The sequence below is a fragment of the Polaromonas naphthalenivorans CJ2 genome (genome assembly GCF_000015505.1).
In the GTDB taxonomy this organism is placed as follows: domain Bacteria; phylum Pseudomonadota; class Gammaproteobacteria; order Burkholderiales; family Burkholderiaceae_C; genus Polaromonas; species Polaromonas naphthalenivorans.
Map to the genome: position 1 here is coordinate 2128095 of NC_008781.1, position 15028 is coordinate 2143122.

Here is a 15028-nt window from a genome sequence, read left to right on the forward strand (position 1 = left end):
GCGGGCTGGCTGCGTCAATAGCCGGCTTTTGCCCCGGGCCGTTTTTTCGTGAACAGCCCTGCGCTTTTGGCACCCTGATGGTTAAAGCGCTCGCGCCTGGCCACTTTGGGATCGACCCGCAGAGTGCGGTAAATTTCTATCCGGTCGTTGTCATCCAGTGGATGGTCGAGCCGGGTTTTCCGGCCCCAGATACCGACCAGCAAGCGGTCTTTGCGCAGTTCCGCAAACTCCTCGAAGAGGCTGCTGCAGCCAAGTGCTTGTCCCACGGTTGCACCCGTCGCAAGCTCCAGCGCCCATTCGCGAACCTGGCGCGGAGCGGGTGAATAAACCAGCGTGATCTTCAGGCTCAGGCCATCTGGGAGGTTTTCAGGTTTCACCATAAACAACGGAAGCTCTTTTGACAAAGGCATCGACCAGGCTGCCAGCTATCTTGTCGAACACCGGGCCGACCAGCGCAGCCAGCATTCCATTGTCGAAGGCATAACACAAGGTGAACTCGACCTTGCAGGCGCGCTGACTGCCGTCGCCCAGGGGAAGAAAGAACCAATGTCCTTCCAGCCTGGAAAAAGGCCCATCGACCAGTTCCAGATTGACCTTGCGGTCGGGTTCATGCGTGTTTCGGGTCGTAAAGCTTTGCTTGAGGCCCGCAAATGAAATACCGACCTTGGCAACCATGCCATGCGCATTTTCTTCCTGCACCGATGCACGGTCGCACCACGGCAAAAACTGCGGATAGCTGACAACATCGGTGACCAGGGCAAACATTTCAGCTGCGCTGTACCAGATAAGAACGGACTTGTGAACGGTTTTCATACAATCAAAGGCTGGGGGCAATTGTATGAGCCACAAGTGCTGCTTCGCCCCTTCGCTCCACTATCTTAGCCATGGCCACCAAAGAAGCATCCACCTCCAAAAAACCAGCCGCAGCCTCTTCCGGAAAACCGACAGGAAAACCCGCCAGCAATCTTTCGCCAAAAGCCGCAGCCGCCGCCATCCGCATTGCCGACAACAAGAAAGCCACGTTCAACTACCACATTGAAGAGCGCTTTGAAGCGGGCATGGTGCTCGAAGGCTGGGAAGTCAAGTCGGTGCGCGAAGGCAAGGTGCAACTCACCGACGGCTATGTGGTGATCCGCAACGGCGAGCTGTTCATCATCGGCTGCCAGATCAACCCGCTGGGCACGGCCTCGACGCATATCCGGCCTGACTCGGTGCGCACCAAGAAGCTCTTGATGCACAAGGACGAGATTCGCCGCCTGATTGGAAAGATTGACCAGAAGGGCTTCACGCTGGTGCCGCTGAACATGCACTGGAAGGCCGGCAAGGTGAAGTGCGAGATCGGCCTGGCCAAGGGCAAGGCCGAGCACGACAAGCGCGACACCATCAAGGACCGCGAGGGCAAGCGCGAAGTGGACCGCGCGATGAAATCCAGGAACCGCTAAGGGCTCTGCGCGCAGGCAAGTTCCGGGATACCTACAGGTCGCGCAAAGGATGCGTTTGCGCACTCCATGGACTGGCGAAAAACGCATCGGCCATGCCCGGCTTCACGTCCTCGATACGCGCCGGCTGCCATTTCGGCTGGTAGTCCTTGTCCACTGCCAGCGCGCGTATGCCCTCGACGCTTTCGGCGCCGGGTCGCAGGTGAAAGCACTGGTACACCATGTCGCGCTCCATGCGCAGGTCGTCGGCCAGCGTCATGCTGCGGGCGCGGCGGATCTGCTCCAGCGTGACATGCAGCATCAGCGGCGAACGCTTGCGCAGCACCACAGCCACTTTGGCAGCCCAGCGGTCGTCTTTGGCCTTTTCAAGCGCATCGACGATATGCTTGACCCGAAGCAATGAGAAATAAGTATCAATTTTGCCTGTTGCGCATACGGGACGGTCAGTATTAGCTATGAATTTAGAAGCAACCCATTGCTCAGCCTCGGCCGCAGAAGGCCATGAGGTGGCGCCCAGTTCCGCCCAGAGCGCAGGCAAGGCAGCCGCGTCCATCCTGACATCGGCCAACCCGTAGCCAATGGCCTCGTCGGCGCCAATCGTCTCGCCGGTCAGCGCCAGGTATTCGCCCACGTGACCGGGACAGCGGCTCAGGAAGTAGCCAGCGCCCACGTCGGGGAACAGGCCGATATTGGTTTCGGGCATCGCCATCCTGGTGCGCTCGGTGACGATGCGCACCCGCGCGCCCTGGCTGAGGCCCATGCCGCCGCCCATCACCACGCCGTCCATGAAGGCCATGAAGGGTTTGGGATAGGTCTGGATCAGGTGGTTGAGCGTGTATTCCTCGGTGAAGAAATCGTCCAGCGCCGCATCGCCTGCGAGCGCCGCCTGGTGAAAAAAGCGGATATCGCCGCCCGCGCAAAAACAGCCGAACAGGCTGTCGGGCGTTCCCGGACGGCCGATCTTGTTGGTGCCGCGAATCGCCACCACCCGCACCTCCGGGTCGTCACGCCAGGCGCGCAGGATGCCGAGCAGATCGCGCACCATCTGCAGCGACAGCGCATTGAGGGCCTTGGGTCGGTTCAGCGTGATCAGCCCGGCATTTCCCCGGCGCTCAACCAGCACATCGCCAGCCGCACCGATTTTCTTCATTTCTGTCGTCATGCTCTTTGTCTCCATCCAATCAATTCATTCACCACCAGCGCACCGATGACCAGCGAGCCGCCGGTCAGCACGCTGGAACCAGGCACCTCGCCGGCGCCCAGCCAGGCCAGCAGGATACCGAAAATCACTTCAAGCAAGGCCAGCAAGGCCACCTCGGGCGCCTTGAGAACGCCGGCGCACAGCACCGCCAGCACGCACGGAATCGCCAGTTGGAACAGGCCGAGCACCGCCAGCAGGCCGATGTCGTGCGGCGTTGCCGAAAAGGGAAACGCCAGCGGCAAGGTTGCCAGCGACGAAAGCGCCGCGCCCATCAACACGGCCGGCACCAGGTCGATCTTCTGGCCATGGGCACCACTGTGCTGCACCACCGTCCAGTTGCAGGCGCCTGCCAGCGGCACCATCAGCGCCACCAGCGTGCCGGCCAGCTGGCCGCCCAGGTCCATCTGGCCGCCATACATCCAGGCAATGCCGGCGCTGGCCAGCGCAATCGCCACCCAGGTGCGCACCGGAATCCGGTGGCCGATGAACACCCGCGCCATCAGCGCCGTGATGAACGGCCCCAGCGCCATCGTCACCAGCACATTGGCCACGGTGGTCAGCGTCAGCGCCACCATGAAGGCGGTGAACATCACGCTCCAGCAGACGCCCGACAGCCAGAGCGCCTTGCCAGCGTTGCGAATTTTGCGGAAAACCGCCCGCCCCTGGAAAAAAGGCAGGATCACCAGCAGCGACGCCAGCGTGAAAAAGCTGCGCCAGAAGGTCACTTCAAAACTGCGCGCAGCCTCCAGCTGCCGCGTCACCACGCCGGCGATAGACCACATCAGCGTCACCAGAATCATCACCACCACTGCGCGGGAATGCGTCAACTTCATGAAAACACCTGTGCGAACGATAAAAAAGGCCACTGCGTGCAGTGGCCTTTGGCGGGCTTTTGACAGCCTGATCCCCTCAACGGCCGAAGCCGTTCAGGATCAGCGGCCAGCGCGTTTGCGCTCGCTCTCGGTCAAGTAGCGCTTGCGCAGGCGAATCGACTTGGGCGTGATTTCGACCAGTTCATCGTCCTCGATGAACTCGACGCCGTATTCCAGCGTGCATTCAATCGGCGGCGTGATCTTGATCGCGTCTTCCTTGCCGGACACGCGGAAGTTGGTCAACTGCTTGGTGCGCGTGGCGTTGACCACCAGATCGTTGTCGCGGCTGTGAATGCCGACGATCATGCCTTCATACACCGGATCGTTGGCCTTGACGAACATGCGGCCACGGTCATCGAGCTTGCCCAGCGCGTAGGTGAAGATTTCACCGGCATCCATGGAGATCAGCACGCCGTTCTTGCGTCCGCCGATGTCGCCCTTGTGCGGCTCATAGCAGTCGAAAATATTGGCGATCAGGCCGGAGCCGCGCGTCAAATTCAGGAATTCGTTGGTGAAACCGATCAGGCCACGCGCCGGAATGCGGTATTCGAGGCGCACACGGCCACGGCCGTCCGGCTCCATGTTGACCAGTTCGCCCTTGCGTTCGCCCAGCGCCTGCATCACGCCGCCCTGGTGCTGCTCTTCGATGTCGGCGGTCACCAGCTCGATGGGCTCATGCTTGACGCCATTCACATCCTTGAGCAGCACACGCGGCTTGGAAACAGCCATCTCGAAGCCTTCGCGGCGCATGTTTTCCAGCAGGATGGTCAGGTGCAACTCGCCCCGGCCCATGACTTCAAAGATGCCTTCTTCGTCGGTTTCATTGACGCGCAAAGCCACGTTGTGCTGCAGTTCCTTTTGCAGGCGGTCCCAGATCTGGCGGCTGGTGACGTACTTGCCTTCACGGCCGGCCAGCGGGCTGGTGTTGACGCAGAAGTTCATGGTCAGCGTCGGCTCATCGACCTTGAGCATCGGCAGCGGCATCGGATTGGCCGGGTCGGTGATGGTCACGCCAATGCCGATGTCGGTCAGGCCGTTGATCAGCACGATTTCGCCGGGGCCGGCTTCGGTCGCCTGCACGCGCTCCAGGCCCTGGAAGGTCAGCACCTGATTAATGCGGCCCTTGACAGCCTTGCCGTCCGGGCCTTCCATCACGACCACGTCCATCATCGGCCTGATCGTGCCCTGGCTGATGCGGCCCACGCCGATGCGGCCCACGAAGGTCGAAAAGTCGAGTGCGGAAATCTGCAGCTGCAGCGGCGCTTCTGGGTCGCCCTTCTGGGCGGGCACATGCTTGAGCACGGTGTTGAACAGGGCCGACATGTCGGGACCCCACTGCTCGCCCTGCGCGCCTTCTTCCAGCGACGACCAGCCGTTGATGCCCGAGGCATAGACCACGGGGAAATCGAGCTGTTCATCGGTGGCGCCGAGCTTGTCGAACAAATCGAACGTGGCGTTGATCACCTTGTCGGGATTGGCGCCCGGCTTGTCCACCTTGTTCACCACCACGATGGGCTTGAGGCCCAGGGCCAGCGCCTTCTTGGTCACGAAGCGGGTCTGGGGCATGGGGCCTTCCTGCGCGTCGATCAGCAACACCACGCCATCGACCATGGACAGGGCGCGTTCGACTTCACCGCCGAAGTCGGCGTGGCCCGGGGTATCGACGATGTTGATGTGCGTGCCTTCCCAGGTCACGGCGCAGTTCTTGGCCAGAATCGTGATGCCACGCTCTTTTTCGATGGCGTTGTTGTCCATCACGGTATCGACAACCTTTTCGTGATCGGCGAAGGTGCCGGACTGGCGCAGCAATTGGTCAACCATGGTGGTCTTACCATGGTCAACGTGGGCAATGATGGCGATGTTACGGATCTGTTTATGACTCATGGTGGACTTTCTGGGGACTTGAAACGGTACGTGGATTAATGTTGAAAAGAGCCGGCATCCGTGGGTTCGGAGGCTGCGGCCATGGAAACTGACGTTAAAACTTCAGCAGCGCGCCGGGCCGATTGCAGGAGGATGTCCTGGACTTCAACCGGACTCAGCAAGCGCTGGGGAATCAGTTCGTCGGCCGTGATATGGGCCGAGCCTAAAAATGCCGCCGGTTCGCGGCCATAGACCTGCACCAGCGGCGCGTCATCGCCCCACTGGCCCCGGCGCCGCAGACCGCTCAAAAAGCGCCCTGCATTATCAGCATCCAATGTGACAGACGGGTAAGCGGCCACCAGCGACTGGGGCGGCAGCAAACAGGCTTCGCGTTCAGCCTCAGTCATGGCTTCGAGCGCCGCCAGCGTCACGCATTGCGCCGCCGTGAACCCGCCGGTTTCGATCCGGCGCAAGGAACCCAGGTGCGCGCCGCAGCCCAGAGCCTCGCCGATGTCTTCACCGAGCGTGCGGATGTAGGTTCCCTTGCTGCAGCTTACTATGATTTTAATAGCTACTTTCGCCCGTGGGTCGTGCGCAAGAACCATATTTAGCTTGAAAATCGTGATATGGCGGGCTTCCCGCTCAACCTCGATGCCCTTGCGGGCGTATTCATACAAGGCCTTGCCGTCTTTCTTCAGCGCGGAATACATCGGCGGAACCTGCGCCAGCGGGCCGGTAAAGCGCTGAGTGAGGGACGCCAGCAGTTCGGGCGTGATCTCCGGCACGGGCCGGGTTTCAATCACCTCGCCTTCGGCGTCGGCCGTGCTGGTTTTCTGGCCCAGCAGCAGCAGCGCCTCGTAGGTCTTGTCGGCGTCCAGCTGCAACTGGCTGAACTTGGTGGCCGCGCCAAAGCACAGCGGCAACACGCCGGTGGCCAGCGGATCGAGCGTGCCGGTATGACCAGCCTTGTCGGCCCGCAGCAGCCATTTGGCTTTTTGCAGCGCCTGGTTGCTCGACAGGCCCAGCGGCTTGTCGAGCAGCAGCACGCCGTGAACGGGACGTCGCTGGATTTTCTGGCGGGGAGAAGATTTTGGGGTCATAAGGCTCCGACAGGCTAAGCGCCGGGCCTGCCCGAACGCTGGTTGGCACCGTTGTCCCCGAACCTGTCAGAGGGAAACGGCGCGAACTCAGTCGTCCTGGGCGCGGGAAGAAACCGCCTTGGCAATCAAGGCGTTCAGGTCGGCCGCACGTTCGGTGGTCTGGTCGAAATGGAAATGCAGGGTCGGCACGGTGTGCGTCATGAGGCGCTTGAACAGGCCGTTGCGCAGGAAGCCGGCAGCCTGGTTGAGCGCGATTTCGCACTCTTTCGGGTCGCCGACCAGCACGCTGAAATAAATCTTGGCATGGGCATAGTCGGGCGTGACTTCGACCGACTGAACCGTCACCATGCCGACACGCGGGTCTTTCAACTCGCGCGCGATCAGTTCCGTCAGATCGCGCTGGATCTGATCGGCAACGCGAAAACCGCGGTTGGGAGTGGATGATTTTTTACGCATGAAATGGGTGTCTGAAGTTGCAGTCCTGGTTTAAAACCAGCAGTCCGCCAGCCGTCAAGGCAGGCGGACCACCGTGTTCTTACAAGGTCCGGGCGACTTCCTTGATTTCGAAGAACTCCAGAATGTCACCGACTTCGATGTCGTTGTAGTTCTTCAGGTTCAAGCCGCACTCGAAGCCTTCCTTGACTTCCTTGGCATCGTCCTTGAAACGCTTGAGCGAGTCGAGTTCACCGGTGAAGATGACCACGTTGCCGCGCAGCAAACGCACCTTGGCGGTGCGGCGAACCACACCGGCAGTGACCATACAACCGGCAATCGAACCAATCTTGCTGACCTTGAAGATATTGCGAATCTCGGCATTGCCGATGATTTCTTCCTTCTTGTCGGGTGTGAGCATGCCGGACATGGCGGCCTTGAGTTCGTCCACAGCGTCATAAATGATGTTGTAGTAGCGAATATCAATGCCGTTGTTCTCGGCCTGTTTGCGCGCCTGAGCGTCAGCCCGGGTATTGAACCCGATCAGAACCGCCTTCGAAGCAATGGCCAGATTCACATCGGACTCGGAAATACCGCCCACGCCAGAGTACACCAGCTGCACCTTGACCTCGTCGGTCGAGAGCTTGAGCAGCGACTGCGCCAGCGCTTCCTGCGAACCCTGCACATCGGCCTTGATGATGATCGGCAGCATCTTGACTTCGCCGGCGTTGATGTCGGAGAACATGTTCTCCAGCTTGGACGCCTGTTGCTTGGCCAGCTTGGTATTGCGGAACTTGCCTGCGCGGTAGGTGGCGATTTCGCGCACACGGCGTTCGTCCGTCATGACCATGAAGTCGTCGCCGGCCTGCGGCACTTCCGTCAGACCCTGGATTTCGACCGGAATCGAAGGACCGGCGGTCTTGATCGGCTTGCCGTTTTCGTCGAGCATGGCGCGCACGCGGCCATAGGTCGAACCCGCCAGCACCACATCGCCGGCCTTCAGCGTACCGGACTGAACCAGCACGGTGGCGACCGGACCGCGGCCCTTGTCAAGGCGCGCTTCAATCACCAGGCCCTTGGCCAACGAGTCAACCGATGCCTTGAGTTCGAGCACTTCGGCCTGCAGCAGCACCTGCTCCAGCAGGTCGTCAATGCCTGCGCCGGTATGGGCCGAGACGGGCACGAATGGCGAATCGCCGCCGAACTCTTCGGGCACGACGCCTTCGGTGACCAGTTCGCCCTTGACGCGCTCCAGGTTGATGCCGGGTTTGTCGATCTTGTTGATCGCCACGACGATGGGAACGCCGGCAGCACGGGCATGCTTGATGGCTTCCTTGGTCTGCGGCATCACGCCGTCGTCGGCCGCCACCACCAGGATCACGATGTCGGTGGCCTGCGCGCCACGGGCACGCATGGCGGTGAACGCCTCGTGGCCCGGGGTATCGAGGAAGGACACCATGCCGCGCGGGGTTTGCACATGGTAGGCGCCAATATGCTGGGTAATGCCGCCGGCTTCACCGGAAGCCACCTTGGCGCGTCGGATGTAGTCGAGCAGCGAGGTCTTGCCATGGTCAACGTGACCCATGACAGTGACCACCGGTGCGCGTGGCAGCGCTTCGGCCTGCTGGCCCTGCACATCGTCAGCGGTGAAGGCTTCCGGATCGTCCAGCGCGGCGGTCAGTGCGGTATGGCCCATTTCTTCCACCACGATCATGGCGGTGTCCTGGTCCAGCGGCTGGTTGATGGTGACCATCTGGCCCAGTTTCATCAAATGCTTGATGACCTCGGACGACTTGATGCTCATCTTGTGGGCCAGTTCGGACACCGTGATGGTTTCCGGCACATGGACCTCAAGCACCTTGAATTCGGTCGGTGCGACAAAATTTGACTCCGGACGCACATCGCGACCCGAACTGCGACGGCCACGCGGGCCGGCGCGGAAATTGCCGCGACCGGGCACCACCGGAGCGCCACGGCTCGGGATGCCTTTTTTCTTGGCGGCGTCATCTTTCCAGGTCGAAGACAGGTTCTCGGACTTGACTTCCTTCTTGCCAGCGGCCCCCGGAGCTGCGGGTGCAGCAGCGGCAGGAACGGCAGGCTTTGCGGCACCCGGGGCCACGACCGGCTTGTGCAGCGTACCCTTCATCGCAATCTTCGGGTCCACATGCGGAACCAGCACGCGTTTTGGTGCGGACAGCATGGCGCGAATGCCTGCGGCTTCGGCCTCGGCCTTGCGCCGGCGCTCCTGCAAATCCACGGCCTTGGCCGCATCGGCCTGGAATTCAGCGGTGGCCTTGGCTTTGGCGGCGGCCTGCAAAGAAGCGGTTTCAGCCGCTTTCGCAGTGGCGGCTTCGGCGGCCTTGCTGGTCTTTTCTGCAGCAGCTGTATCAATCACTTTTTGTGCTTCCACCGTAATGGCCGGAGCCGTTGGGGCTACCGGAGCCGGTTTGAAGATTTTACCAATCGTAGGCTTGACTTTTTTCGCCGCCTCTGCGGCCAGGGCAGCCGCTTGTGCAGCTGCCGCCGCCTGGGCCACCGCTTCGGCCTGCGCTTTTTGCGCCGCCGCTTCACGTTCGCGCTCACGGGCCGCTTCCTGCGCGGCCTGCTCATCACGCAAGCGGCGCTTTTCCGTCAGTTCTGCTTCCTGGCGGCGCAACAACTCGGCATGGCGGTTAGCTTCGTCTTCGCGGCGGACCAGTTCGGCATCTGCTGCGGCCTGAACCTGCGGCGCGACCAGCACTTCCGGCTGGGCTTCTTCAACCGGCATGTCAGAACCGTCATCGCGCTTGATGAAGGTGCGCTTCTTGATCGTCTGGACGGGAATGATTCGGGCCCTGCCCGTTGAGTCCGCCTGCTTGATCTCGCTGGTTGACTTTTTCACCAGGGTGATCTTTTTGCGGTCAGCAGCGACCGTGCCATGGCTGGCATGCAGGTAGCCGAGCAGCTTTTGCTTGTCGGATTCCGACAAGGGATCGCTGGCCTGCACCTTGGCAACGCCTGCGCTGGTCAATTGCTCGATCAGGGTAGCGGGAGATTTATTCAATTCAGCTGCGAATTCAGCGACGGTAGTGGTACTGGACATATTTGGTTTTCCTGACTGGCCTCCATGATCACTGCTCTTGGGCTGCTGCGGGTGCAGCAGCGTCGCCAGCGCCATCGGTAAACCAATGGGCGCGTGCAGTCATGATCAGGGCTTTGGCCTCGTCCGCAGACTGGCCGGTTATATCGGTAAGCTCATCCACGGCCAGATCGGCCAGGTCGTCGCGGGTGGCAACACCCGCTTCGGTCAATTTGGCAATCAACTCGGGCGTCAAGCCTTCAACGTCGCGCAGATTCTGCGAAACACCGCCGACATTTTCTTCCTGGGCGATTTCCATGGTCAAAAGAGCGTCTTTGGCGCGTGTGCGCAGCTCGTTGACGGTATCTTCATCGAAAGATTCGATTTCGAGCATTTCCTGCAGCGGCACATAGGCCACTTCTTCCAGGCTGGTAAAGCCCTCGGCAATCAGGATGTCGGCGATTTCCTGGTCCACATCGAGCTTGGCCATGAACAGCTTGCGGCTGCTGTCGGTTTCGGTGGCCTGCTTCTGGGCGGACTCGTTGGCATCCATGATGTTGATCTTCCAGCCGGTCAGCTCGGACGCCAGGCGCACGTTCTGGCCGCCACGGCCAATGGCGATGGCGAGGTTTTCCTCATCCACCACCACGTCCATCGCGTGACGCTCTTCATCGACCACGATGGACGACACATTGGCGGGCGCCAGCGCACCGATCACGAACTGGGCCGGGTCTTCGCTCCACAGCACGATATCGACGCGTTCGCCAGCCAACTCGTTGGTCACGCCATTGACGCGGGTGCCGCGAACGCCGACGCAGGTGCCAATCGGATCGACACGCTTGTCATGCGACAGCACGGCGATCTTGGCGCGTGAGCCGGGGTCGCGCGCGCAGGTCTTGATTTCAAGCAGGCCCTGCTCGATTTCAGGGACTTCCTGGCGGAACAGCTCGATCATGTACTCGGGCGAAGTGCGTGACAGGATGATGGGAGCGCCACGCAGCGTGGTATCGACTTCCATGATCATGGCGCGGACACGGTCGCCAGTGCGCAGGTTTTCTTTCGGAATCATGTCGCTGCGGCGCAGACGGCCCTCGACGCGGCCGGATTCGACGATCAGGTCGCCCTTGTCCATGCGCTTGACGGTGCCGACAAAAATCTTGTCACCGCGCGACATGAAGTCGTTGAGCAGCATTTCGCGCTCGGCGTCGCGGATTTTTTGCAGGATGACCTGCTTGGCCGCCTGCGCGCCAATGCGGCCAATCGGCAGGCTTTCGACCGGCTTTTCGATGTAGTCGCCCTCTTCAATGTCGGGGATTTCGTCGCGCGCATCGGTCACCAGCTCTTCGGCTTCGGGATTTTGCAGACCAGCCTCGTCAGCAACCACCAGCCAGCGGCGGAAGGTTTCGTAATTTCCGCTGTCACGGTCAACCGCAACACGGATGTCCACGCCATCGGCATACACTTTCTTGGTGGCAGAGGCGAGCGCAAGCTCGACGGCGCCAAAGACGACGTCGCGTTCAACGTTTTTTTCACGCGAGATGGCATCAACCAACATCAACAGTTCGCGATTCATTTCACAAGCCTGCCTTTCTAAATTATTTATCTATGGATGTATCGGCAACAGACTTGGGTCTGCGGCCCTTGAAATCAACCACCGGCGCCAAACGCGCCTGATTGATTTCATCCAGCGTGAAGCCCAGCGCCTGCAGCGGCGCGGGAATTCGTTTCTTGCTGATTTTCTGGCCAGGCTTGACGGCAGGTTCGTCGCTCCAGACGATTTGCCAGCCCGGCTTGCCGTCCACCGGCTCAGCCCGCTCCAGCGTGCCACGGAATTTCTTTCGGCTGGCCGAGACGGTCGAACCGGCACTTGCAGCCACGCCAATCGGCGCCTTGAGCGTGATGTCGATCAGCTCGCCGGCAAAACGCTCGAAATCCTTTTCGCTGCGCAGGGGCCGGTCAATGCCGGGGGAGCTGACTTCAAGCCGCGAATACTCGGCGCCTTCGACTTCAAGCACGAACTGCAACTGGCGCGTGACCTTTTCGCAGTCTTCTGCGTTGATGAACTGCTCGGCGCCTGGGGCCGTACCGGCAAGGTAAGGCATGTCAATCGTGACACGCAGCAAGCCGCCACTGGTCCTCTCGATCTCGACCAGCTCGTAGCCCAGCCCGGTTACCGTTTGCTCAATCGTCTCTTGCAAAGCCATTCAGTCTTTCGTCCCTTTGATTACTTTTATCTGTTTTTTGCCTGTGTGCAAAAACAAACGCCCAAAAAAAATGGGCGGTGAAAACCCGCCCATTTGGTCGTGTGAAGCGCGTATTCTAGCGCAAAGGGCGCTGCGAAGCAACCATTTTCATGCCCGTAATGCCTGCAAGCGGCAACAAATGCAAGCCATCGGGCAGAGCCATCATCCCTGGGCGACCAATATCTGTGTGTAGGGATGGCGCGGCGCGTCCAGCACCTCCAGCACGCTGCCCGATTCGACGATTTCGCCGTCTTTCATCACCATCACCTCGTGGGCCATGGCGCGGATCACGTCGATGTCGTGCGTGATCAGCAGATAGCTCAGGCCGCGCTCCCGCTGCAGCCGCTGCAGCAGCGCCAGCACCTGCTTCTGGATCGTCACATCCAGCGCACTGGTGGGCTCGTCCAGCACCAGCAGGCCGGGGTTGATGATGAGCACCCGGGCAATCGCCAGCCGCTGGCGCTGGCCGCCCGAAAACTCATGCGGATAGCGCCGCAGCAAGCCCGGAAACTGCGCCTCGCCCATGCCCACACCGGCCAGGGATTGTTCGACGCGCGCCCTTCTTTCAGCCAGGCTCAGCAAAGGCTCGTGCACCAGCAGGCCCTCTTCCACAATCGCCTCGACCGTCATGCGCGGCGACAGCGAGGAAAACGGATCCTGGAACACCACCTGGACCACCTTGCGGATGGCCTTGTCGCCAGCGGCCTGCCGGTTCCACGACTGCCCGGCAGCCTGCAATTGACCGGAAAATTTCAGCAGCCCCAGGCTGGCCAGCGCAAGGGTGGACTTGCCGGAGCCCGACTCGCCCACGATGCCCAGCGTCCTGCCGGGCGGAATGCTGAAACTGGCGTCCTTGACAGCGACAAACTCACCGCTCTTGAACCAGCCCCGAAAACCCGGAACGGCGACCGGATAAGCGACGCGCAAATGACTGGCCTGCATGACCGGCGGGGATTGCGTGGCTGCAACGCCGGCCGGCACCACATCGCGCACCGGCTTGCTGTCGATCAATTTGCGGGTGTAGGCATGCCGAGGCCGGGCAAACACGTCGGCGACCGTGCCCTGCTCCACGATGTGGCCGTTTTCCATGACCGCAACCCGGTCCGCGAAGCGGCGCACCAGGTTCAGGTCATGCGTAATTAAAAGCACGGCCATGCCGTTGCGCCGCTGCAAATCACCGAGCAGGTCCAGAATCTGGCCGCGCAGCGTGACATCGAGCGCCGTGGTCGGCTCGTCAGCCAGCAGCAGTTTGGGCTTGCAAGCCAGAGCCATGGCGATCATGGCGCGCTGGCGCTGCCCGCCCGAGAGCTGGTGCGGAAAGGAATTGGCCCGCCGCTCTGGCTCCGGGATTCCGGTACTTGCTAGCAATTCAATAGCTGCTTGCGCAGATGCAGCCTGCGCAAACCCCTCTTTTAGCTGTAAAACTTCAGCAATCTGGTCGCCCACGGTGAACAGCGGGTTCAACGCCGTCATCGGCTCCTGGAAAATCATGGCGATGTCCCGGCCGCGAATGCCGAGCAGCGCCCGCTCGGGCATGGACAACAAATCGCCCGGGCCGCCCGGTACCTCGAACAGCGCCTGCCCGCTGATCGCCGCATCCTGGACCAGCCGCAGCAGGCTCAGCGCCGTCACGGTCTTACCCGAGCCCGACTCGCCGACCAGCGCCAGCTTTTCGCCGGGTGCGATGGAAAAGTCGATGCCGCGAACGACTTCCTTGCCCGCGAAGGACACGCGCAGGTCTTTGACATCGAGGAGCGGGCGGGTCATTGGTCCATCTTTCGCGGATCCAGCGCATCGCGCAGGGCGTCGCCCATGAAGGTCAGCAGCAGCAAAGTAATGACGAGCACGGCAAACGTGGACAGCGAAATCCACCAGGCGTCGATATTGGCCTTGCCCTGACTCAGCAGCTCGCCCAGCGAAGGCGTTCCCGGCGGCACGCCCAGCCCCAGGAAATCCAGCGAGGTCAGCGCCAGGATGGCCGCGCTCATGCGAAACGGCAAAAACGTCACCACCGGCGTGAGGCTGTTGGGCAGGATGTGCCGCCACATGATCTGCAAATTGCTGACACCCAGGGCCTTGGCGGCCCGCACGTAGTCCATCTGGCGGTTGCGCAAGAACTCGGCGCGCACATAATCCGACAGCCCCATCCAGCCAAACAGGCTGAGCAGCACCAGCAGCAGCGCCACGCTGGGCGCAAAGATGGCGCTGAAAATGATCAACAGGTAGAGCTCGGGCATGGAGCCCCAGATTTCCATGAAGCGCTGGCCGATCAGGTCGGTCTTGCCGCCCGCATAACCCTGGATGGCGCCGGCAATCACGCCCATCACCACGCCGATGAAGGTCAGCGCCAGGCCAAACAGCACACTGAGCCGAAAGCCGTAGATCAGCTGCGCCAGCAGGTCGCGCCCCCGGTCATCGGTGCCGAACAGGTTGCCACGCGACGGCGCCGAAGGATTCGGGTCCTTGGCGAAATAGTTGATGGTGCGCGGCCCATAGGGATTGGGTGGGTAGATCGCCCAGTTGCCGCCCTGCGTCAGCTTGCCCTGGATGAACGGGTCGAGGTAGTCGGCAGGCGTGTCGAAGTCGCCATCGAAGGTTTTTTCCGAATAGTCCTTGACGAGCGGAAAGTACAGCTTGCCGTGGTAGCTCACCACCAGCGGCTTGTCGTTCGACAGCAGTTCGGCAAACAGGCTGAACACGACCAGCAGGCAAAACAGCACCAGGCTCCAGTAACCGAGCCGGTTGCGCCGAAAGCGCTGCCAGGCGCGACGCGAAGGCGAGACCGAAGGCGGCGACACGGGTGAAGAACCAGTTTCCATA

At 61.2% G+C, this 15028-nt stretch carries 13 protein-coding genes; 1 reads left to right on the forward strand and 12 read right to left on the reverse strand.

Annotation, left to right across the window (positions count from 1 at the left end; translation table 11 throughout):
• Positions 1-14: 14 nt before the first annotated feature.
• Positions 15-380, reverse strand: a complete 366-nt coding sequence (locus PNAP_RS10040) for an RnfH family protein (protein WP_011801392.1) — start codon at positions 378-380, stop codon at positions 15-17.
• Positions 367-813: a type II toxin-antitoxin system RatA family toxin gene (locus tag PNAP_RS10045; protein ID WP_011801393.1), complete on the reverse strand. Its 447-nt coding sequence runs from the start codon at positions 811-813 to the stop codon at positions 367-369. Before PNAP_RS10045 ends, PNAP_RS10040 begins: the two co-directional genes overlap by 14 nt.
• A 71-nt stretch (positions 814-884) precedes the next feature.
• Between PNAP_RS10045 and smpB the strand changes: the two genes are divergently transcribed.
• Complete coding sequence (gene smpB, locus PNAP_RS10050) at positions 885-1442, forward strand: SsrA-binding protein SmpB (RefSeq protein ID WP_011801394.1); 558 nt, start codon at positions 885-887, stop codon at positions 1440-1442.
• Between the two features lie 31 nt (positions 1443-1473).
• Here smpB and PNAP_RS10055 read toward each other — a convergent pair whose 3' ends face one another.
• The 10 genes from PNAP_RS10055 to PNAP_RS10100 all read right to left on the reverse strand — a co-directional run bounded on the left by PNAP_RS10055 (position 1474) and on the right by PNAP_RS10100 (position 15027).
• The gene (locus PNAP_RS10055; RefSeq protein ID WP_011801395.1) at positions 1474-2601 is read right to left on the reverse strand and encodes an enoyl-CoA hydratase/isomerase family protein; all 1128 of its coding nucleotides are present in this window, start codon (positions 2599-2601) and stop codon (positions 1474-1476) included.
• Positions 2598-3473 (reverse strand): DMT family transporter, encoded by an 876-nt coding sequence (locus PNAP_RS10060; protein WP_011801396.1) that lies wholly within the window; start codon positions 3471-3473, stop codon positions 2598-2600. Before PNAP_RS10060 ends, PNAP_RS10055 begins: the two co-directional genes overlap by 4 nt.
• Positions 3474-3572: 99 nt before the next feature.
• A complete protein-coding gene (gene typA, locus PNAP_RS10065) occupies positions 3573-5396 on the reverse strand; it encodes a translational GTPase TypA (protein ID WP_011801397.1) in 1824 nt (607 codons plus the stop codon).
• A 35-nt stretch (positions 5397-5431) separates the two neighbouring features.
• Complete coding sequence (truB, locus tag PNAP_RS10070) at positions 5432-6475, reverse strand: tRNA pseudouridine(55) synthase TruB (RefSeq protein WP_011801398.1); 1044 nt, start codon at positions 6473-6475, stop codon at positions 5432-5434.
• A gap of 87 nt (positions 6476-6562) precedes the next feature.
• Complete coding sequence (gene rbfA / locus PNAP_RS10075) at positions 6563-6931, reverse strand: 30S ribosome-binding factor RbfA (RefSeq protein WP_011801399.1); 369 nt, start codon at positions 6929-6931, stop codon at positions 6563-6565.
• A gap of 79 nt (positions 6932-7010) precedes the next feature.
• Positions 7011-9989: a translation initiation factor IF-2 gene (infB, locus tag PNAP_RS10080; protein WP_011801400.1), complete on the reverse strand. Its 2979-nt coding sequence runs from the start codon at positions 9987-9989 to the stop codon at positions 7011-7013.
• A gap of 28 nt (positions 9990-10017) precedes the next feature.
• Positions 10018-11538: a transcription termination factor NusA gene (gene nusA / locus PNAP_RS10085; protein WP_011801401.1), complete on the reverse strand. Its 1521-nt coding sequence runs from the start codon at positions 11536-11538 to the stop codon at positions 10018-10020.
• 22 nt (positions 11539-11560) lie between these two features.
• On the reverse strand, positions 11561-12169 hold the full coding sequence (gene rimP, locus PNAP_RS10090) for a ribosome maturation factor RimP (protein ID WP_011801402.1): 609 nt from the start codon (positions 12167-12169) through the stop codon (positions 11561-11563).
• 201 nt (positions 12170-12370) lie between these two features.
• Positions 12371-13975, reverse strand: a complete 1605-nt coding sequence (locus PNAP_RS10095; protein WP_011801403.1) for an ABC transporter ATP-binding protein — start codon at positions 13973-13975, stop codon at positions 12371-12373.
• On the reverse strand, positions 13972-15027 hold the full coding sequence (locus PNAP_RS10100; RefSeq protein ID WP_011801404.1) for an ABC transporter permease: 1056 nt from the start codon (positions 15025-15027) through the stop codon (positions 13972-13974). Before PNAP_RS10100 ends, PNAP_RS10095 begins: the two co-directional genes overlap by 4 nt.
• Between the last annotated feature and the right edge of the window lies 1 nt (position 15028).

What these genes read in the sequence shown, in the direction of transcription:
- PNAP_RS10040 (WP_011801392.1), bottom strand. Translation starts at nt 380, where the DNA reads ATGGTGAAACCTGAAAACCTCCCAGATGGCCTGAGCCTGAAGATCACG.
- PNAP_RS10045 (WP_011801393.1), bottom strand. Translation starts at nt 813, where the DNA reads ATGAAAACCGTTCACAAGTCCGTTCTTATCTGGTACAGCGCAGCTGAA.
- smpB (WP_011801394.1), top strand. Translation starts at nt 885, where the DNA reads ATGGCCACCAAAGAAGCATCCACCTCCAAAAAACCAGCCGCAGCCTCT.
- PNAP_RS10055 (WP_011801395.1), bottom strand. Translation starts at nt 2,601, where the DNA reads ATGACGACAGAAATGAAGAAAATCGGTGCGGCTGGCGATGTGCTGGTT.
- PNAP_RS10060 (WP_011801396.1), bottom strand. Translation starts at nt 3,473, where the DNA reads ATGAAGTTGACGCATTCCCGCGCAGTGGTGGTGATGATTCTGGTGACG.
- typA (WP_011801397.1), bottom strand. Translation starts at nt 5,396, where the DNA reads ATGAGTCATAAACAGATCCGTAACATCGCCATCATTGCCCACGTTGAC.
- truB (WP_011801398.1), bottom strand. Translation starts at nt 6,475, where the DNA reads ATGACCCCAAAATCTTCTCCCCGCCAGAAAATCCAGCGACGTCCCGTT.
- rbfA (WP_011801399.1), bottom strand. Translation starts at nt 6,931, where the DNA reads ATGCGTAAAAAATCATCCACTCCCAACCGCGGTTTTCGCGTTGCCGAT.
- infB (WP_011801400.1), bottom strand. Translation starts at nt 9,989, where the DNA reads ATGTCCAGTACCACTACCGTCGCTGAATTCGCAGCTGAATTGAATAAA.
- nusA (WP_011801401.1), bottom strand. Translation starts at nt 11,538, where the DNA reads ATGAATCGCGAACTGTTGATGTTGGTTGATGCCATCTCGCGTGAAAAA.
- rimP (WP_011801402.1), bottom strand. Translation starts at nt 12,169, where the DNA reads ATGGCTTTGCAAGAGACGATTGAGCAAACGGTAACCGGGCTGGGCTAC.
- PNAP_RS10095 (WP_011801403.1), bottom strand. Translation starts at nt 13,975, where the DNA reads ATGACCCGCCCGCTCCTCGATGTCAAAGACCTGCGCGTGTCCTTCGCG.
- PNAP_RS10100 (WP_011801404.1), bottom strand. Translation starts at nt 15,027, where the DNA reads ATGGAAACTGGTTCTTCACCCGTGTCGCCGCCTTCGGTCTCGCCTTCG.